The sequence below is a fragment of the Marinobacter mobilis genome (assembly GCF_900106945.1).
GTDB classification, from domain to species: domain Bacteria; phylum Pseudomonadota; class Gammaproteobacteria; order Pseudomonadales; family Oleiphilaceae; genus Marinobacter; species Marinobacter mobilis.
On record NZ_FNNE01000008.1, the window covers coordinates 56210 to 74031 of the forward strand.

The following is a 17822-nucleotide window of genomic DNA, read 5'->3' on the forward strand; positions in this document are numbered from 1 at the left end:
GTTACCGTTGTGATACTAGTTCAAAAACCGGTTAGGGCTGAATGTTGCAGTCGCTTTCGGGCTCGTCGAGGCCGAGGGTGTCCATTTCGGTCTTCGGGTGAATAAAACCCTCGACAGGTGCTGTGGCAACCAGCCCTCGTGGGTGCACCAGCGGAATCGGCTGGCGCAGTTGGCCATTCCAGTTGCGGTAGCTGAGCTTGCGGCCCTTGAAGGCGGCAAGCTGGAAGTTATCGGAGAACAGGAAATCGCGTACCCCGGTGGCATCGCTGTTGCCCAGTCGGGTTACTGCCGTGCCAATGGAGCGCACCGCCGCCCAAGCGGCGTAGTCTTCACTGTTCATGGCTCGCCCTGCCTGCTCGTCGAAGCGGCTCTGCAACTGGGCGGCCCCCCAGCTTTCCACCACCCGGTGCCAGGTCAGCGGGGTCATGCCCTGGGTGCCCACCACCGGGCGTGGAAGCCAGGTGTTGAAAGGCACGTATTCGCCAAAATCACCGCGTACATCGGCCACCACCACGGCGTCATAGTCGTCGTCAGTCTGGGTGAACAGTGGCAGCTCCCGTGACGCGGTCCGGCGCAAATCAGCGTCGAAGGTCCACGGTTTTTCGTCGACAATCTCGATGCCGAAACGCTGGGCGGCACGGCGGAAGCTGGCGGCCCATTGCTGGTCGGCGTCGGTGGGTCCGGTAATCATCAGCACGTCGCGCCATCGCCGCAGGTTCAGCCACTGGGCGAGGGCGTCGGTCAACATGGCGTAGCTGGGAATGGTGTGCAGCAATTGTGTCGGGCACTCGCTCTGGCGCAGAGCGTTGTCGTGGGCGCCCGCATTGAACACCAGCGCCTGCTCCCCCGCCTTCTCGGTCAGTGCGAGGAGGGTGTCGGCCGGCGCCCTCACAACGAATAGGCGAATCCCTTTATTGAGCAGGCTATCCATTGCGGCCAGGGCGTCTGCTTCTGAATTCACAATCGCCGGTTGCAGATTGTAGTGCTGGTTCAGGAAGCGGCCGGTGGTGTTGTTGTCGCTGATGGCCAGTTCGGCACCCTGGAGTCCGGCGTCCTCCGGCTCAGGGATAACATTGGAAAGCACCGGGCCCTGGTCAGGCTGCCATTGCAGGTAGCCGATCGTCACGACCAGATCATCGTCGCCGGCGTTGGCGGGCAATGCCGGGATCAGCAACATTGCCGTAAGCAGGCTGGACAGCAGGGTGACAGGGTTTCGCATAAAACTCGGCCTTTTACGACAGTGGGTTTGGCGATTATTAATCCTGAGCTTAGATAGACGGGGGGAGGCAGAAAATATCCAAAAAGTAGCAATCGACCGCTACTAAAGAACTAATGAGGGCGATCAGGCTGGGAATGGGCAGGATTTGAGGGGGACGTTGGCAGGCTGGCATGACGCTGGACGTTAAAAGTCCGGCCGAATGTTGGGTGCCTACTCTTTAACTCGCTGTTAAAAAAGGATGAATCTGTATTTCCAGGCGTCAGGGCCATCCGTAGGGGCTGAAAAATTTACTACTAATGAACTAGGTCGAAGCCTCCAAAGTGGAATTCGATTGCGGTGGCGGGATTCTTAGACTGGGTTCAGGTCGCTGGTATGTCGTCTCTGGCAGCTTGCCGGCAGAAACAGTTTTAAGAGAGGTACTCGTTATGGCGCATTCAACTTCACTCAAAGCACTGGTTGTTGCCGCTTTGGTCAGCGGAGCTGGTCTCGCACTTGCCCATGGTAATGTCACTCCGCAGCCGGTTGATACGGGCAGCCTTCCTGATTTGGGGCGTGAAGCGCTGATGGAAAACCCGTTCCGTGAGGGCAATGACCACGGCAGTCTGAACAGCGATGCCGTTGAAGTCGGCAAGAGTGGGTATGCGGGGAACTGTGCCGGTTGTCATGGCATTGAAGCCATGTCCGGAGGTTTGACGCCTGATCTGCGCCTTCTGACCGAGTGGGACGACGAGTACTTCATCGGCCGTGTCATGAACGGCACCGAGCGTGGTATGCCATCCTTCAAAAACAGCCTGGATCAAACGGCGATCTGGTCCATTCGTACCTATCTTGAGTCGCTGCCGCAGCCAGAATGATCTGGCTGAGTCCGGGTGACAGGCTTTCGTCTAGGAGGCGGATTTATGTGGATTCCCCGTTACATCCTGATGCTGGTTATGGTGCTGTTCAGCAGCTCGCTGCTGGCACAGAGTCCGCAACTCGGACCGCCGGAGCGCACCTATGATGACGTCATTGAATCCGGCTACCTGAATGTCGGTGTTTACCAGAACTTCCCGCCTTACTCGTTTCTTCTGGATGGCGAGCCGGCGGGGGTCGATGTGGAGCTCGGGCGCCGGATTGCAGAAGCGCTGGGGGTTGAGTTCCGGGTGCACTGGATTGTGCCGGATGAGAACCTCCAGGACGATCTTCGCAATAACGTCTGGAAAGGACATTACCTGGACAAGACCCGGGTCGCCGATGTGATGATGCGGGTGCCCTACGATAAGCAATACGCTTACATGAGGGACTCAACCGGAGAGGTGATCAACGAGCAGGTCGTCATGTTCGGGCCCTACCAGCGTGAGCAGTGGCAGATTGGCTTTGACTCGGAAAAGCTGGAGTCTGTCCAGACCATGGCGCTGTTCCAGTACCATCCCATCGGTGTCCAGATCGATACCTTGCCTGACTTCTACCTGACCTCTGCGTTTCGGGGGCGTCTTCGTGAACAGACCCACCACTACCGCAACGTGGCTGAAGCATTTGACGCCATGGTGAACGGAGAAGTAACGGCCGTTATGGGGATGCGCTCGGAAATCGATTACGAGTTGGGCCTTCGTGAAGATGGCCGCTTTCAGGCGGCGATCAATGGGTTTCCCGGTATTGGCAAGCAGATGTGGGATGTCGGTATGGCGGTAAAGCATACCCATCGCCAGTTGGCCTATGCCATTGAGGGAGCCATGGACGATATGGTTCGCAGCGGCGATGTCGCGCAGGTTTTTGAGCAATATGGTTTGCGGTACAGCATTCCGGGTTTTTATGAGGAAATACTAAACGCGTCGAACGAGGAGTGACCGGGCATGACAAGGCTGACGATGACTTTGCTTCTGTTGGCCTGGGCACCTGCCTGGGCCGGAATTCCAGTAGATCCCTACAGTTCCCCGATGTGGCAATACAACATCGAGCGCTACCTCGGTAACGTGACGTCGGTGGTGCTTGATGAACAGATCCGGGTGGAAGTGCCGCCGTTTGCCGAAAACTCTTCCCAGGTCCCTCTGACCGTTGATCTGAAAGACTTTTCCGGCACCGCCCGGGAAATTGTTGCCTGGGTGGACCTTAACCCGATCCCCCATCTGTTTTCTCTGACCCCGGGCCCGACGCCGACAACGCTGCTATCCCTTAACTTCCGGGTACAACAGGCCACCACTGTCAGGGTTGCCGTGCTCACTGATGAAGGTGTCTGGCACCTGGGCAGCGCCTATGTGGATGCAGCCGGTGGTGGCTGTACCGCGCCGAGCATGACCATCGCCAATCCTGACTGGGAAAAGAATTTCGGCACCATCCGTGGCGGAGCCTTTTCACGCGTTGAAGGCGTGCGTTACAAATTCAACGTCATGCATCCCATGGATTCGGGCATGGTCTCCGGCGTGCCGGTGTTCCATATCGAAAATGTCATTATGCGGGATTCGGTCAGTGAAGAACCTTTGCTGACGATGACGTTGTCTGAGTCAGCCGCCGAGAACCCCATGCTGGTGTTTGAGCTTGAGCAGCAGGCGCCGGATGCCGTGCTTTGGATGCGTGACAATAACGGCAATGAATTTGAGCGTCGGCTTGGGGGGCAGTTATGATCGCCCGTGGGTTATTGGTGGCACTGTTCTCGCTGATCGCTGCGCCGGTGGTCAGTTCGCCGGAGTTGGCCTACAACCTGGAGGCACGTGAAGTCGCGCCTGATACCTGGGTAATCGAAGGCAGTACCGGCAACTTCAGCCGTGACAATGGCGGCAATATTGTCAACGTATCGTTCGTCATTACTGACGACGGTGTGGTGGTGATCGACACCGGTCCGTCAAGGCTCTACGGCGAGGCGCTGCGGCGTTTGGTCGAAAGCAAAACGTCGCAGCCAATCCGCTATGTGCTGAACACTCATCATCACCCGGATCACGTCTTTGGTAATCAGGCCTTCGAGCCAGAGACGCTCTATATGCTGGAGACCGGACGTCAGCGTCTGCGGGAGGACGGCGACGCCTTTTCGGACAACATGTATCGCATGGTCGGAGACTGGATGCGGGGTACTGACGTGGTGGTTCCCCCGAATACGCTGCAGCCAGGCATTCTTGATGTAGGCGACCACCGTTTCCAGATTCTCGAACTGACCGGCCATACCGGCTCCGATATGGTGTTGCTGGATGAGACAACCGGGGTGCTGTTCGCCTCAGACATGGTGTTCTATAACCGTGCTCTGACGACGCCCCAGAGTCCGGGCCTGATGATCTGGGCAGGAGAGATCGCGCGGCTGGAGGCTTTGCCCTACCGTATTGTGGTCCCGGGGCACGGGCCCGTGGTGAGCGATGACTCGGCGTTTCGGCAGATGTCTGATTACCTGGAGTGGCTCTACCAGACCATGTCGATGGCCGCCTCTCGCGGGCTGAGTGCCAGCGAAGTTATGCAGCAGTCGATCCCCCACCGTTTTGATGGCATCGAGGGCGCTCGCTATGAGTTGATCCGCACCACCAGTCATCTTTATCCGAAGTACGAGCAGGCAGCGCTGGAGCTGCTGCCGGAATAACCGGATGCCCTGTCTTTTTCTCTGGATCGCCGGCTTGCCGGCGATTTTTTTTGGGTCTTACTACCAAGTGATTAGAAAACCTGTGCTGCCGGTTAATTGTTGGTAAACGCTCCAGAAACAAGAATCAGGGGTAGAGGCGGGAAGAGTTCCCGGTTCGCTGCTGAAACTCAAAACAAAAGATTGGAGAGCGCAACCATGAGATCGAATCGGATCGCTATGAAATATTCTGTCAGCGCCCTGGCGCTGGCGGTGTCTCTCGGGGCTCACGCCGTCACCGACGAAGACATCATGAATGACCACACCACCACCGACGACGTGGTGAGCTATGGTATGGGCCTGCAGGGCCAACGCTACAGCCCGATGACTACCCTGAACTCCAGCAACGTTCAGAACCTGCAGCCGGTTTGGGCCTTTGCGTTTGGTGGCGAGAAAATGCGCGGCCAGGAATCCCAGCCGATGGTGAAGGACGGCGTCATGTACGTGTCCGCTTCCTATTCCCGGGTTTATGCCATCGATGCCATGACCGGCGAAGAAATCTGGCAGTACGATGCCCGTCTGCCTGACGGCATCATGCCTTGCTGTGACGTGATCAACCGCGGTGTTGCCCTGTACGACGACAAGGTGATCTTCGGTACCCTGGATGCCAAGCTGGTTGCCCTGAACAAGGACACCGGTAAGGTTGTTTGGATCAAGAAAGTCGCTGACTATCAGGCTGGCTACTCCATCACTGCCGCGCCGATCATCGTGAATGGCAAGTTGATCACCGGCGTATCCGGTGGTGAGTTCGGTATCGTCGGTAAGGTTGAAGCCTACGACCCCAACACCGGCGAAATCCTCTGGACCCGTCCGACCGTTGAAGGTCACATGGGCTATGTCTACCGCGACGGCGAAGCCGTTGAGAATGGTATTTCCGGTGGCGAAGCTGGCCGCACCTGGCCGGGCGACATGTGGAAGAGCGGTGGTGCAGCAACCTGGTTGGGCGGCACCTACGATGAGACGACCGATACCCTGTTCTTCGGTACCGGTAACCCGGCTCCCTGGAACTCTCACCTGCGTCCGGGTGACAACCTGTTCTCCTCCTCCCGTCTGGCGATTGACCCCAATGACGGCAGCATCAAGTGGCACTTCCAGACCACGCCTCACGATGGCTGGGATTACGATGGTGTTAACGAGCTGATTTCCTTCGACTATGAAGACGACGGTGATGTGGTTCACGCAGCGGCTACCGCTGACCGTAATGGTTTCTTCTACGTCCTGAACCGTGAGAACGGCGACTTCATCCGCGGCTTCCCGTTTGTTGATGAAATCAGCTGGGCTTCTGGTCTGGATGAGGACGGTCGTCCGATCTACACCGAAGGCGGTCGTCCGGGCAACCCCGCTGACGCATCTGGTGAGCAGGGCGAAACGGTTCTGGCTCGTCCGTCCTTCCTGGGCGGCAAGAACTGGATGCCGATGGCGTTCAGCCAGGACACCGGTCTGTTCTACGTTCCGTCCAACGAATGGTCCATGGACATCTGGAACGAGCCTGTTTCCTACAAGCAGGGTGCGGCTTACCTGGGTGCTGGCTTCACCATCAAGCCGGCTAACGAAGACTTCATCGGCGTTCTGCGTGCGATGGATCCCAAGACCGGTGAGGAAGTCTGGCGTTACGAGAACACCGCACCGCTGTGGGGTGGCGTAATGACCACGGCTGGTAACCTGGTGTTCACCGGTACTCCGGAAGGCTACCTGAAGGCATTTGATGCCCGCACGGGTGAAGAGCTGTACCGCTTCAATACAGGTTCCGGTGTTGTCGGCACGCCGATCACCTGGGAAATGAACGGTGAACAGTACGTGTCCATCTCCTCTGGCTGGGGTGGCGCGGTACCGCTGTGGGGTGGTGAAGTGGCCGCAGTGGTCAAGAACTTCAACCAGGGCGGTATGGTCTGGACGTTCAAACTGCCTAGCGACCGGGTTGCAGCTAACTGATCCTGAATCGCGACGTTATGAGAAAGGGCCGCTATGCGGCCCTTTTTTTATTGGCCGGGGCCGGGCAAAAGGCACGTAGTACTAACGGAGGAGTTTTTCTCGTCGAAGGGCGCATTGGCGCTTATGGGGTCGCGGTCTAAAGTGGTTCTGTATAGCGCGAAAGGCCGCGTTGCCAAGCGACACACACAACAAGAGGTCGATACCATGATCTACGCACAACCAGGACAGGAAGGCTCCGTCGTCTCCTTCAAATCCCGTTACGAAAACTACATTGGTGGCGAGTGGGTCGCCCCGACCAAAGGCCAGTACTTCGAGAACATCTCCCCGGTCAACGGCGAGGTCATCTGTGAGATTCCCCGTTCTACTGCCGAAGATGTCGATCTGGCTCTGGACGCTGCACACAAAGCCGCGAAAGCCTGGGGTGAGACCTCTGTTACTGTCCGCTCTAACATTCTGCTGAAGATTGCTGACCGCATCGAAGCGAACCTGGAAAAGCTGGCTGTTGCTGAAACCTGGGATAACGGTAAAGCGGTTCGTGAAACCCTGGCCGCTGATATCCCGCTTGCTGCTGATCATTTCCGTTACTTCGCCGGTTGTATCCGTGCGCAGGAAGGCAGCATCGGCGAAATCGACAACAAGACCGTTGCTTATCACTTCCACGAGCCGCTGGGTGTTGTTGGTCAGATCATTCCGTGGAACTTCCCGCTGCTGATGGCGGCCTGGAAGCTGGCGCCTTGTCTGGCCGCCGGTAACTGTACTGTGCTCAAGCCTGCCGAGCAGACTCCGGCCAGCATCCTGGTGCTGATGGAAGTTATCGGTGACCTGTTGCCGCCGGGCGTGCTCAACATTGTTAATGGCTACGGTAGCGAAGCTGGTCAGGCGCTGGCGACCAGCAAGCGCATTGCCAAGATTGCTTTCACCGGTTCCACCCCGGTTGGCTCCCACATTCTCAAGTGCGCGGCGGAAAACATCATCCCGTCCACCGTTGAGCTGGGTGGCAAGTCTCCGAACATCTATTTCTCTGACATCATGAACGCCGAGCCGGAGTTCCTTGATAAGTGTGTTGAGGGTGTGGTTCTGGCGTTCTTCAACCAGGGCGAAGTGTGCACCTGTCCGTCTCGTGCGCTGGTTCAGGAAGATATCTTCGATGAGTTTATGGCTCGCGTTGTTGAACGCACCAAGACCATCAAGCGTGGTAACCCGCTCGATACGGACGTTCAGGTCGGCGCCCAGGCCAGTAAGGAACAGTTCGACAAGATCATGTCCTATCTGGAAATCGGCAAGCAGGAAGGCGCTGAAGTGCTGACCGGTGGTGACTGTGAGCGTCTGGAAGGCTTCCAGAATGGCTTCTACATTCAGCCGACCCTGTTCAAGGGCGATAACAGCATGCGTGTGTTCCAGGAAGAAATCTTCGGACCTGTGGTTGGTGTCACCACCTTCAAGACCGAGGAAGAAGCGCTGGCCATGGCTAACGACACTGAGTTTGGTCTGGGTGCCGGTGTATGGACTCGCGATACCAACCTGGCTTACCGCATGGGTCGCGGAATTCAGGCTGGTCGGGTTTGGATGAACTGCTACCACGCGTACCCGGCGCACGCCGCGTTCGGTGGTTACAAGAAGTCCGGTGTCGGTCGTGAAACTCACAAGATGATGCTCGACCACTACCAGCAGACCAAGAACATGCTGGTCAGCTACGACACCAACCCGCTGGGCTTCTTCTAAGCCCCGCTCTGAAAAGTAGTATTGTTGTGCCCGGACTGGTCCCTGCGCCAGTCCGGTGGTGAGTCGGCGTATGGATGCGCCTTTTTTGCCCCGGCAGATTGCCGGGGCCCAGGGTTCATCAGAACCCTGGGGATATGGGTCTTCCTATCATCTCCAACTTCGGCCCTGCCCAGGGCCGTTTTTTTTTCTCCGCCCCCGACCTCAGAGATCGACCCGATAGCTGTGAAAGCGTTCGTCCGGGTAGTAGAAGCAAGCTTCACCGCTGTGTTCTCTGCCACCCTGGCTGATGGTAAAGCTGGCATTGCCAAAAGGTGCCGTGACGACATAGCAGTTTGACCCGGAACACAGTTCGCGCAAGGGGGACGATTCGGCAACCCGGCTGATCTGGCTGGCCTGCACGGTCGTGCGGCCAATCTGCATGCGGAAATTGCCACTTGCGACCCGGGGAATGTCGAACACTGCCTGGCCGTTGGCCGGGGTCGTCTTCCAGGGCATGTCCTCGCAGGCACGCCATGCCCGGTGGGCTTGCTTCTGGCGGTCCCCGGACTGCTCCTCGGCGACGTCAGTCTGTGCCGCGCGGGCCTCTTCCAGCCAGCTGCGAACCCGGTCGGCATAGCTTCCCAGCGGATACTGATCCAGATAGGCCTGCAGGTTCTCAACGGTGCGGGAGCGTTTGGCCTGGTCAAACAGGGCCTGCTCCTCCGGTGTGATTTCCCTCACCAGGGTGATTTCCCGCACCACATCTTCGCCATCAGACTCGATGGTGATCTCGACGGTACGAAAACCAGGCATGCTTATCTTGAGACGATAGCTACCGTTGGCGAGCTCGATGCCGGGGCTGTAGCGCCGTGGATCGCCATACAGCACGAAATGAGGGTTTTCCGGATCGGTGATGACGGTCAGGTGGAACGTCGTATCCTGCTCTGCTGGCACCTCGGGCTCGTCAGGCTCAGGCTCAGGCTCGAGTTCGGGAGCTGGTTCTGGCTCTGGCGTAGCAACCTCCGGGACAGCGTCGCTTTCATTGTTCTCTGTAAACCCGGGTTCCGGATCGTTCGGTTCCGGAACGGGGTCTGGTTCAGTCGCCACGGGCTGGTCGGCGCCTGTATCGTTGGCGCCATCGCCACCATTATTGCCGGTATCCGTGATGTCGCCGCCACCGCTGAAGTCGATGCTTGTCACCACTTGCTGAGCCATGATCCCGCCGAGTGCAATCAGCAGCAGGCCCAGCAGGATGACCAGCCCCCGCCGGTTCGATGACCGTTCGACGGCCGCAGGCTGGCCCTTCTGGGCTGAGGGTTTTGCTTTGGCGGGTTGCTCTTTCTTCGGCGCTGGCGTTTGTTCAACAGAACGGTTGCTATCAGCGACAGGCTCAGGCGTGGGCCGGATGAGGGTGGTGGCGCCTTCCATGCCGGTGTCCCTGGCTGGAGCGGGGGACTCGCCGCGCAGGGCGCGGACCCAGGCTTCGAGGGTTTGGGGGCGCTTCTGGGGTGCCACCATCAGGCCGTGGTCGATGGCGTCCAGGAAAGAGGCCCGGGCGAGGCCGTTGGCGGCATCCCTGGCCGGTAGCAGGTCATCGTGGACGGCGCGATCCGAGGCGTCCTCCGGTCGTTTCCGGGTCAGGCAGAAGTAGGCCACCGCGGCCAGGGAGTAGATGTCGGACCAGGGGCCAACGTGGCCCTTGCTGCTGTATTGTTCAATGGGAACGTAGCCCGGCGTGATCACGGTGGTGATGGAGCGGCTTTTGGTCCCCAAGGCCTGCCGCGCGGCGCCAAAATCAATCAGTACCGGCTTGCCATTGTCGCGAATCAGGATGTTTTCCGGCTTGATGTCCCTGTGCAGGATGCCCGCGTCATGAACATCCATCAGCCCGTCCATGACCGGCAGCAAAACGGCCATGATTTCAGCTTCCTGCAGCTCACCCAGTTCATTCACGGTCTCGCGCAGGGTGCGACCTTCGACGTACTCCATCACTATGTAGGCGGTTCCGTTGGCCTCAAAATAACGGAAAACCTGCACAATATAGGGGTTGTGGAACTTGGCGAGAATGCGCGCCTCATTGATAAACGCGTCCAGCCCCCAGGTAAAGTCATTGCGGTTGGACTCGGTGCGGGGCTGCACCATGGCGTTATTTCCGCGCATGGCAAAGTCCACTGGCAGGTACTCTTTGATCGCCACCTGTTTGTGCAGGTTCTCATCGACGGCCAGGTAGGTCAGGCCGAAGCCGCCTTCTCCGAGCAAGCGTTCAATCCGGTATTCAGCGATCCGGCTACCGTTGGCCAGTGCCAGAGTTATCGGCTGGGTCACTGCAGATCTCCCATTGCCTGAGTCACAATAAAATCCAAAGAAAAACAAGGATCAGAACCAGTGCCAAGGCACCGGCCAGAACGCTGTTCACGGTGGGGAACCCGGTGCCCGGCGCGTTAACGGCAGGGGCATTCGCAGGGGTATCGACCCGGACGCTGTCCGCTGCGCTGGTTGTTGCGGGCATTGATATCAGGATCACGCTGGTATTGTCCTGTTGTGGGGCATTCAGTTCCCCAAGGTGGGTGAACAGCCGGTCCAGAGTGTGTTGCGGGGACTCGGTGTCGTCATCCAGAATCCCCAGCAGGGAGTCCCGGTCGAGGCTGTCGAGGCCATCGCTGGCCACCAGCAGGCAGTCGCCGGGAAGCAGGCGGTCTGGTGTGGCCGGCCCGTCAATCTTGTGGATCGGCTTGCGGGTGATGGCCGATCGCAGGGCATGGCGCTTTCCATCCTCGCGGGCCGCCACCGGCGTCAGCTCGCCCATCTCGACCATGCTGTCGAACACCGGGGCCATGGAGTGGTCATCGTTCAGCCGTTCCATCTGATGGTCGCGTAATCGCCATAACTGGGAGTCACCAACACTGATCCGGTACAACTGGTCGCCGACAATACAGGCCGCCACCAGGGTGGTCCCCATGCCGTCAAGTTGTGGGTCCCGGGTAGTGGCCTCGATCAGCGCATCATGGCTTGCGCTCAGCGCACCGCGCAGTCGGTCCGGCGCTGATCCATCCATCGCCAGGAACGATGCCACGAAGCGTTCAGCCACCAGTGCGCTGGCCATATCGCCGTGAACATGCCCCCCCATGCCATCACAGATAACCGCAAGCAAGCCAGGGCCTGCGGGACCGCCATCGAAGCGGGTCAGCCGCAGGGTGTCTTCCTGACGCTGGCGCTGCCCGGTAACCTGCGCGCTGGCGCAGGGCAGGGGCAGACTCTGGTTGGGTGATGGCGCGTCCGGAGCCGTCACGGCCACAGCCCCTTCCGGGTCAGGGTGAGGGTGGTGTGACCTGCGCGGAGGGTGACTGGCGAGGAAAAGTCGGTTTTGACTTTGTCCCCTTTAGCGACATTCTGCCCGTTCATTTGCACGCCGTTCTCTGACAGACAGCGGAGGTACAGGTGGTTGCTGTCTGGCTGATACCACAGTTCACAGTGCGCCCGGGCCAGGAACGGGTCCTCGCTCAGACATTGACGCAGGGGTGTCGGCAGCGGTAGCTCGCTGCCACGGCCCAGCACCAATGGTCGGTCATCGAGCATCAGGGTGACCCTGGTGGTGCCGGCGATGACCTCGGTCACGCAGCCGCCCGCGCTGATTCGCCGGGTCGGCTCAGGGGGGGCTTCTGCACTGCCCACTCGGGCCGGGCCAGGCTGCCCGACAAATGGTCGGGCGGGCTGGTCAAGCTGGTAAGCACGACGAATCTGGTTGCGGCGGAAAGCCTTGAGCACCGTTCCCGCGATCAGCAGGGCCAGCAGGAAAACACCCAGCAGTACCACAAAGATCTGTCCCGGCCCCAGCCAGGGCGCCGGTTGTTCTGGTTCAGGGGGCATGTCAGTCTGCGGTGCTGGATCTGCGGCAGGAGGCTCTTGATCGGCTTCGGGCGCAGGGTCTGGGTCACTCGGGGTGGGGGCAGGGTTGCTCGCGGATGGCGCAGCGCCGTCCAGCAGCCCGACGGTGGCGAAGGCGTCGTGTACGGTCTGTACTTCGGGGCTGCCATCGCCGTGAATCCGCGCGGCGGCCCGGCTCACAGCTGCCGCAAATTCGGGCATGGTGTTGTATGGCAGGCGATGCTTCAGGGTGTAGAAGATGATGCGTATGGCCTTGTCGAAGCCGATACCCTGTACCTCTATCCCCTGGTCGAGGCGCGGATGACGGCCGCCTTTGACCATCAGCGCGAACGGCAGGCTTACCACGCCGCTCAGTGCGTGTACTTCCTGAAACTCACGCTGGTTGCCCAAATCATAGTGATCGGCGGTGTCCCAGGGGAACGGGTTGCTCAGGTCCCGCATGGCACCCTGATACATTGGGGCGTCGTAATAGCGATCAGCCACTAAGGCAAAGGTGCGGCCGACCCGGAAGCTGTCCTCCCGAACCCGGGTGTTGGCGAGGTCACGGCCGGATTCATGCCAGGCGCGGACGGTGACACCGAACATGTCGGCCACCCCTTCGTTGATGGCTCCCTTTTCCAGGGTCTGATCTTCGCCCTGAGTGCTCTTGAAGAAGCCATGGGTAAACTCATGGCCGACCACATCAATGTCGTGGGCGAGATCCTCGCTGGCTTGGCGGTGGCCCTGGAGTATTGCGATGACGTGGGCGGTGTCGGGGCCGATGTTCATGTAGAAGGCATTCATGCTGTCACAACTGCCGTCCATTTTGGCGGACAGATTGGCCAGCAGAACCATTGGAGCGGATTCACCATCGACCGAGCTCCAGCCCAGTTCGTCGGCAAAGAAGGTTTCGATCAGCTGCAGGCTCTCGATGGCGTTGGCTGCTTTGCCCTCGGCATTCTGGTCATTGACCTGGGTCGACCGCAGGCGCGATGGCAGGTGGTTGCTGCTGTAGTCCCTGGGCATGGTGGCCAGGGCTTCCTGCAGCCGGTCGGACAGGCACTTGGTGTTGTAGTCAAAGGCATCAATCCTTGGCGCCGCCGGAGCTGACTGCGGCAGCGCAAGCCAGATCAGCAACGGCAGAAGCTGGCGCCACTGCCGCGTCGGTAAAGAGCGAGCCTCGGTCATCGTTGAAATACCGCTTCCTGAAGGTAGATGACCGGATCGTGGGCATCCACCAGGTATCGTTGGGGGGCTGAGTCGGGGTTGTTCAGGCTGGCGGTTACGCGCCAGCTCAGAGTCGGCCCCAGGTCCGTGACAAACACCAGTAACGTGGGGGTTCCCAGTTCCGCAACCGTACGCTCCGCCGGTACACCGCGCCGGTCCAGAGCCAGCCGTAAGGCTTCATTAGCACTATGGGTGGGTTCGATGTCCAGTTCGATCTGCTCGATCCAGGCGCCGTTAAGGACCTGAGCCTGGCCATGCGCCACTTCCAGCAGTGCCTGGGCACCAAACACCGGCAGGCCCTTATAGCGCTGTTCCAGCTGATAGTAGCTGTTTCCATAGTCGTCTGACGTCGCGTCGCCGACCACCAGCTCTGAGTCGGGCCCGAGCCCCAGGTCCAGCTCATCGACCACGTCCTGAGCCTGTTCCGGATTGCTGACCGCTGGCGCGTCGTCTATGGGCACTTCGCGCACCGTGGGTGGCTGAGCCTGTGGCACGGTTGTCACCGGTTTGTCTTCATCCGGGGCAGGCAGGTCTGGAGCCTTGTTCTCGCTGCCATCAGCCGTCGGCTCCGTCGACTCCTGTGGCGGGCTCTGCGGATCCTGGTTGCTGCTGTCGTCATCAGGCGCAGGCGACAGCCACCACCACAGACCCAAGGTCAGGATGCCTGCAAGAACAATAAGCTGTACTTTCCGTGTGTTACGCATGGCGGTTAACTCCGCTGCCGTTCGGCTAATGGTGTGGGGGTATCCTGCCAGCCGATCAGTATCACGGTGCAGTTGTCCTGATGGGGAGCCCGAGCCTCGCGAAGCTGATCGAAGAGGGCATCGCGGCAGCTCGCAAGGGCACGGCTGCCGGACTCTCCGTCCGCGGCCTTGAGCCAGTCTGGCGCGTGGTCCGTCAAGGTGTTGGTGATCTGTTGCTCGCTGAGGGTTTCCAGTCCGTCACTGGCAAGGATCACCAGGTCGCTATGGGCAACGGCCAGAGGCTGCGGTGGCTGATCCACTTCGGGAATGGGGCGGCCATCCACGGCGCTGGAGAGTGTGCCGCCATGAACCATCAGTTCGGCGGCTTTCTCGTCATTACCCTGTGCCGCGTAGCGTTTGGCAAGATTGTCGAACGTATGCTTCTCGTTCAGGGGCTCCAGCAGCTGGTTGCGGAAATGCTGCAACAACGAGTCGCCCACCGAAAGCCATTGCACGGTGCCCGCCTGGCTGTCCCACAGCAGTGCCACAAGGGTGGCGCCCATGCCGCGTTTGTGGGGTTCCCGGGATACGATGTCGGCAATGGCCTGGTTGGCCTGTTCCAGGGCGGATCGCAGCCGTTCTGCGGGGGCTAAGCCATCATTGCCGAGATTAATGAAGGTCTCGATAAAGACCTCAACCACAGTGCTGGCAGCCTGCTCCCCATGACCCATCCCGCCCATGCCATCGGCCAGCACGTAGAGTGAATAGTGGGCCGGGAACAGACCGGCGGCAAACGGATAGCGTTTACCGCGGTAGAGGATGGTGTTGTTCTCAACCACGCCGAAGCGATCTTCCTGGTAATCCCGGCTGCCCTGGATCTGGGCTGCGCTCCAAACCGCGATCATGGTATTTGCCCGTCAGTCATTCCAGTCGAAGTCTGGCCCACAAAAGGCAACAAACTGCAGTATGGTGTCGCCAAGTTCGATCTTGTCGCCACTGTTGAGCGCGTGTTCCTGGCCGCTGCCGACCCTGTCGCCATTGAGGTAGACCAGGTTCTCGCCTTTGCTGAGGTAAAATGCCCGCAGTTTCGGGTCGTACTCAATGGCTGCGTGATGGCTGCGGGAAATCTTGGTGTCGCCGAAGTCCAGGCTGACCGCCTGATCCGGGTTTCGGCCGATTTTGTTCAGGCCGTAAGACATGCTGACAGCGCGGCCCCGTCCGGGCCCGTCCTTGACCACCAGCCAGGCCACTATGGGCTGGGTCGCGTCACCCGCGGGTGGCGCATCCTGCTCTTCCGAGGGCCGGAACAGTACGGTCTTCGGGCTGTCCTGAGCGGCACTTGCGGCCGGATCAGCCGTCGCACCACGGTTGACGCCCGTCATGGTGCTTTCGGTCTGGTAGTCGAGCTTGCGGGTAGGGTCGTCACGATTGGCGTTGTTCCCCCCACTGCTTGCGCCATCGCGGCGTATCAGTCGGGTCGGTGCGGTGTCGTCACCGGAATTGTCGAATCTGCTCATATAGCCTGCCCTCCAGCAAATGGCTTAATCGTGACCGGATGACCGGGGTTTGAGGTTGGTGACAATGGCGTCAAGACACAGACTGCCAGCATTGTTGACGGTTTCCTCGTCTTTGGCTTGCACCCATTGGATCGCAATCATCACCACAGCCGAAAGCAGCAACGCCAGCAGGGTGGTGTAGAACGCCGTTGCCAACAGGGGGATAACCGCCTGCAGCAACTCCGGGTCGTCCGAGCCCATCACGCCGGCCTGCCCCAGTGCCACCGCGATGCCGATCACCGTGCCGATAAAGCCCAGCGTGGGGATCAGCCAGGCCAGATAGCGGATAACCGTGTAGCGCAGATCGACCTCGTGCAGCTTCAGCTCGATCATTGAGTTCACCGCGCTGTAGACATCGCCCACGTCGTTAGTGCTCTGGAACTGGTGGTTGATCTTCTTGAAAAAACCGCCAATCAGCGAATGCTCCGGTACCAGTTTGCGTTTGGCGTAATAGATGGCCGCCAGCAACTCCGGTTTCAGGGCTTCGTCGCGGTCCAGGGGAATGGCGACTTCACCCTGGGCGCTCTTCATCAGCACATGGTCGGGGTTACGGTACAGGTCAAACAGCTCCAGCTGCAGGTTTTCTTCCGACAGGTTGATCCACTTGATGATCAGTTCCGCCAGACAGTAGAAGAAAGCGATCCACATCATCACCTGAATGTTGAAGGGGTACATCGGGTCTTCGGTGGCAATCAGGAAAGCGTGCCAGGAAAAACTCACGGCTTCGCCATTGGCGCCGGAATCGACCGGCAGCACGAAGCTCAGTACCACAATCCAGAGCAGGGCCAGCACAAAACCGATCAGGCGGATGAGCATGGCGTTGGAGATGTTCATTTGGGCTTCCTTACGTAGCGTCCGTCTTCGCTGCGGATGTAGCGGCTGAAGGGGTCTCGGGTATTGCTGTCTGCATCGGGTGTGGGTCGTGCGGGTTGGGCGCTCTGCTGATAGGCGTCCAGCAATTGGGCCAGTTCAATCGAGTAGTCGCCCAGCAGCAGTAGATCGCGGGCGCCAAGGCGCTCGGCCGTGAGTGGGAAGCGGCGTTCGTCGCGCAGGAGCCAGGTACCGTTGGCGGACCCCAGGTCCTCCACCAGGTAGGCGCCAGGGGAAACCAGGGTTACCCGCAGATGCAGGCGTGAAATGGTGTCGTGGTTGAGCCGGACATCGGCCTGTTCACCACGACCAACGGTGAACGATGTCATAGGTCGCACCTCTCTCTGGTGATGTGTCTGCTCATGTGTCGGTTCAGCCTGCCTGGCGCGTCATGTCCGCGGCACTTGCCGGAGCGCGGGTTTCAAAACGGATCATCACTTCGCCCAGTTCCAGCTCATCTCCAGGTACCAGCTTGGCCTGCGACACGTCCTCGCCATTGATCCGGGTGCCGTTACTGGAGTTCAGGTCTGTCACCAGCACGCACCCGTTTCGTTCCCGTTTGACGACCAGGTGGCTGGACGAGACGGTGTCGTTGGAGAGTACCAGGTCGTTGTTGGCACTGCGGCCAACATTGATGACATCGGCGGACAGATTGTAGATGCGTTGTTGGCCAGCCCCACTGATATGAAAGTAGCCGAAGGGTGCCGGGCTGGCCTCCTCCACCTGCGGTAGGGGGGCTCTGGACTGCTTGCGGTTGCGGCCGACCAACCGGATCAGGACGGCGAGAATAATCAACAGGACCGCAATGCCGGCAAACAGGTAATAGCGGTTGCCATCGCTTATGGCCTCGGTGGCCGAAGGATCGGCGTCGGTCTCGCTGGCCGCCGGTGCCGGTTCCTCGGCAGGGGCGTCCGGCTCGGCTGGCTGCTCGGTTTCAGCGGTTTCTTCGGATTCACTTGTCTCGGGGTTTTCTTCGCTGACAGCGTCACCGGCTTCGTTCTCCGGTGTGGCATCTGACGGGGCGTCGGCCGGCTGCTCAAGCGCAGGCGTCGCAGGCTCTGCAGGCACTTCGGCTTGAGTCTCGGTGCCGTAGCTCTGGCTGGCGGTGGTCAGGGCCAGCAGAAACACGCTGTTGCGGAGCCACTGTTGTCGTTGTTCTTGTGCGCGGTTTGTCATGTGCACCGGTCCTTTTGGCC

General features: G+C 59.6%; 16 protein-coding genes. 6 read left to right on the forward strand and 10 right to left on the reverse strand.

Annotated features, from left to right (window positions below; translation table 11 throughout):
- Positions 1 to 31: 31 nt before the first annotated feature.
- Positions 32 to 1219, reverse strand: coding sequence for an ABC transporter substrate-binding protein (locus BLV11_RS13210; protein ID WP_091815146.1), 1188 nt, complete (start codon positions 1217 to 1219; stop codon positions 32 to 34).
- A gap of 425 nt (positions 1220 to 1644) precedes the next feature.
- On the opposite strand from BLV11_RS13210, the gene pedF reads away from it, so the two are divergent.
- The 6 genes from pedF to exaC all read left to right on the forward strand — a co-directional run bounded on the left by pedF (position 1645) and on the right by exaC (position 8447).
- Positions 1645 to 2073, forward strand: coding sequence for a cytochrome c-550 PedF (gene pedF / locus BLV11_RS13215; RefSeq protein WP_091815149.1), 429 nt, complete (start codon positions 1645 to 1647; stop codon positions 2071 to 2073).
- A gap of 45 nt (positions 2074 to 2118) precedes the next feature.
- Positions 2119 to 3045, forward strand: a complete 927-nt coding sequence (locus tag BLV11_RS13220) for a substrate-binding periplasmic protein (RefSeq protein WP_091815152.1) — start codon at positions 2119 to 2121, stop codon at positions 3043 to 3045.
- Positions 3046 to 3051: 6 nt separating this feature from the next.
- The gene (locus BLV11_RS13225) at positions 3052 to 3819 is read left to right on the forward strand and encodes a quinoprotein dehydrogenase-associated SoxYZ-like carrier (protein WP_091815157.1); all 768 of its coding nucleotides are present in this window, start codon (positions 3052 to 3054) and stop codon (positions 3817 to 3819) included.
- Positions 3816 to 4757, forward strand: a complete 942-nt coding sequence (locus BLV11_RS13230; RefSeq protein WP_091815160.1) for a quinoprotein relay system zinc metallohydrolase 1 — start codon at positions 3816 to 3818, stop codon at positions 4755 to 4757. Before BLV11_RS13225 ends, BLV11_RS13230 begins: the two co-directional genes overlap by 4 nt.
- Before the next feature lie 195 nt (positions 4758 to 4952).
- Positions 4953 to 6725, forward strand: coding sequence for a PQQ-dependent methanol/ethanol family dehydrogenase (locus tag BLV11_RS13235; protein ID WP_091815163.1), 1773 nt, complete (start codon positions 4953 to 4955; stop codon positions 6723 to 6725).
- A gap of 204 nt (positions 6726 to 6929) precedes the next feature.
- Positions 6930 to 8447 carry an acetaldehyde dehydrogenase ExaC gene (gene exaC, locus BLV11_RS13240; protein ID WP_091815166.1) on the forward strand — a complete coding sequence of 506 codons (1518 nt, stop codon included), beginning with the start codon at positions 6930 to 6932 and terminating at the stop codon, positions 8445 to 8447.
- Positions 8448 to 8648: 201 nt separating this feature from the next.
- Here the strand turns inward: exaC and BLV11_RS13245 are convergent, their stop codons facing one another.
- From BLV11_RS13245 to BLV11_RS13285, 9 genes are read right to left on the reverse strand one after another with little or no spacing between them, the layout of a single operon-like run.
- Complete coding sequence (locus BLV11_RS13245) at positions 8649 to 10751, reverse strand: serine/threonine protein kinase (RefSeq protein WP_175528353.1); 2103 nt, start codon at positions 10749 to 10751, stop codon at positions 8649 to 8651.
- Between the two features lie 22 nt (positions 10752 to 10773).
- The gene (locus tag BLV11_RS13250) at positions 10774 to 11715 is read right to left on the reverse strand and encodes a PP2C family protein-serine/threonine phosphatase (RefSeq protein WP_139173238.1); all 942 of its coding nucleotides are present in this window, start codon (positions 11713 to 11715) and stop codon (positions 10774 to 10776) included.
- Positions 11712 to 13478 carry a M4 family metallopeptidase gene (locus tag BLV11_RS13255; RefSeq protein WP_091815176.1) on the reverse strand — a complete coding sequence of 589 codons (1767 nt, stop codon included), beginning with the start codon at positions 13476 to 13478 and terminating at the stop codon, positions 11712 to 11714. Before BLV11_RS13255 ends, BLV11_RS13250 begins: the two co-directional genes overlap by 4 nt.
- Positions 13475 to 14221 carry a hypothetical protein gene (locus BLV11_RS13260; RefSeq protein WP_091815180.1) on the reverse strand — a complete coding sequence of 249 codons (747 nt, stop codon included), beginning with the start codon at positions 14219 to 14221 and terminating at the stop codon, positions 13475 to 13477. Before BLV11_RS13260 ends, BLV11_RS13255 begins: the two co-directional genes overlap by 4 nt.
- A 5-nt stretch (positions 14222 to 14226) precedes the next feature.
- Positions 14227 to 15105, reverse strand: a complete 879-nt coding sequence (locus BLV11_RS13265) for a PP2C family protein-serine/threonine phosphatase (RefSeq protein ID WP_091815183.1) — start codon at positions 15103 to 15105, stop codon at positions 14227 to 14229.
- Positions 15106 to 15117: 12 nt separating this feature from the next.
- Positions 15118 to 15717, reverse strand: a complete 600-nt coding sequence (locus BLV11_RS18415) for an FHA domain-containing protein (protein ID WP_217634574.1) — start codon at positions 15715 to 15717, stop codon at positions 15118 to 15120.
- A 24-nt stretch (positions 15718 to 15741) separates the two neighbouring features.
- The gene (locus BLV11_RS13275) at positions 15742 to 16590 is read right to left on the reverse strand and encodes a MotA/TolQ/ExbB proton channel family protein (protein ID WP_091815186.1); all 849 of its coding nucleotides are present in this window, start codon (positions 16588 to 16590) and stop codon (positions 15742 to 15744) included.
- Complete coding sequence (locus BLV11_RS13280; protein ID WP_091815190.1) at positions 16587 to 16955, reverse strand: FHA domain-containing protein; 369 nt, start codon at positions 16953 to 16955, stop codon at positions 16587 to 16589. The genes BLV11_RS13275 and BLV11_RS13280 overlap by 4 nt, the downstream gene beginning before the upstream one ends.
- A gap of 43 nt (positions 16956 to 16998) precedes the next feature.
- The gene (locus BLV11_RS13285) at positions 16999 to 17802 is read right to left on the reverse strand and encodes an FHA domain-containing protein (RefSeq protein ID WP_091815194.1); all 804 of its coding nucleotides are present in this window, start codon (positions 17800 to 17802) and stop codon (positions 16999 to 17001) included.
- Between the last annotated feature and the right edge of the window lie 20 nt (positions 17803 to 17822).

Excerpts from the sequence above, each read along its gene's own strand:
- BLV11_RS18415 (WP_217634574.1), bottom strand. The coding sequence starts at position 15,717 with ATGAGCAGATTCGACAATTCCGGTGACGACACCGCACCGACCCGACTG.
- BLV11_RS13210 (WP_091815146.1), bottom strand. The coding sequence starts at position 1,219 with ATGCGAAACCCTGTCACCCTGCTGTCCAGCCTGCTTACGGCAATGTTG.
- BLV11_RS13220 (WP_091815152.1), top strand. The coding sequence starts at position 2,119 with ATGTGGATTCCCCGTTACATCCTGATGCTGGTTATGGTGCTGTTCAGC.
- pedF (WP_091815149.1), top strand. The coding sequence starts at position 1,645 with ATGGCGCATTCAACTTCACTCAAAGCACTGGTTGTTGCCGCTTTGGTC.
- BLV11_RS13255 (WP_091815176.1), bottom strand. The coding sequence starts at position 13,478 with ATGACCGAGGCTCGCTCTTTACCGACGCGGCAGTGGCGCCAGCTTCTG.
- BLV11_RS13260 (WP_091815180.1), bottom strand. The coding sequence starts at position 14,221 with ATGCGTAACACACGGAAAGTACAGCTTATTGTTCTTGCAGGCATCCTG.
- BLV11_RS13265 (WP_091815183.1), bottom strand. The coding sequence starts at position 15,105 with ATGATCGCGGTTTGGAGCGCAGCCCAGATCCAGGGCAGCCGGGATTAC.
- BLV11_RS13285 (WP_091815194.1), bottom strand. The coding sequence starts at position 17,802 with ATGACAAACCGCGCACAAGAACAACGACAACAGTGGCTCCGCAACAGC.
- BLV11_RS13275 (WP_091815186.1), bottom strand. The coding sequence starts at position 16,590 with ATGAACATCTCCAACGCCATGCTCATCCGCCTGATCGGTTTTGTGCTG.
- BLV11_RS13230 (WP_091815160.1), top strand. The coding sequence starts at position 3,816 with ATGATCGCCCGTGGGTTATTGGTGGCACTGTTCTCGCTGATCGCTGCG.
- BLV11_RS13235 (WP_091815163.1), top strand. The coding sequence starts at position 4,953 with ATGAGATCGAATCGGATCGCTATGAAATATTCTGTCAGCGCCCTGGCG.
- BLV11_RS13225 (WP_091815157.1), top strand. The coding sequence starts at position 3,052 with ATGACAAGGCTGACGATGACTTTGCTTCTGTTGGCCTGGGCACCTGCC.
- exaC (WP_091815166.1), top strand. The coding sequence starts at position 6,930 with ATGATCTACGCACAACCAGGACAGGAAGGCTCCGTCGTCTCCTTCAAA.
- BLV11_RS13280 (WP_091815190.1), bottom strand. The coding sequence starts at position 16,955 with ATGACATCGTTCACCGTTGGTCGTGGTGAACAGGCCGATGTCCGGCTC.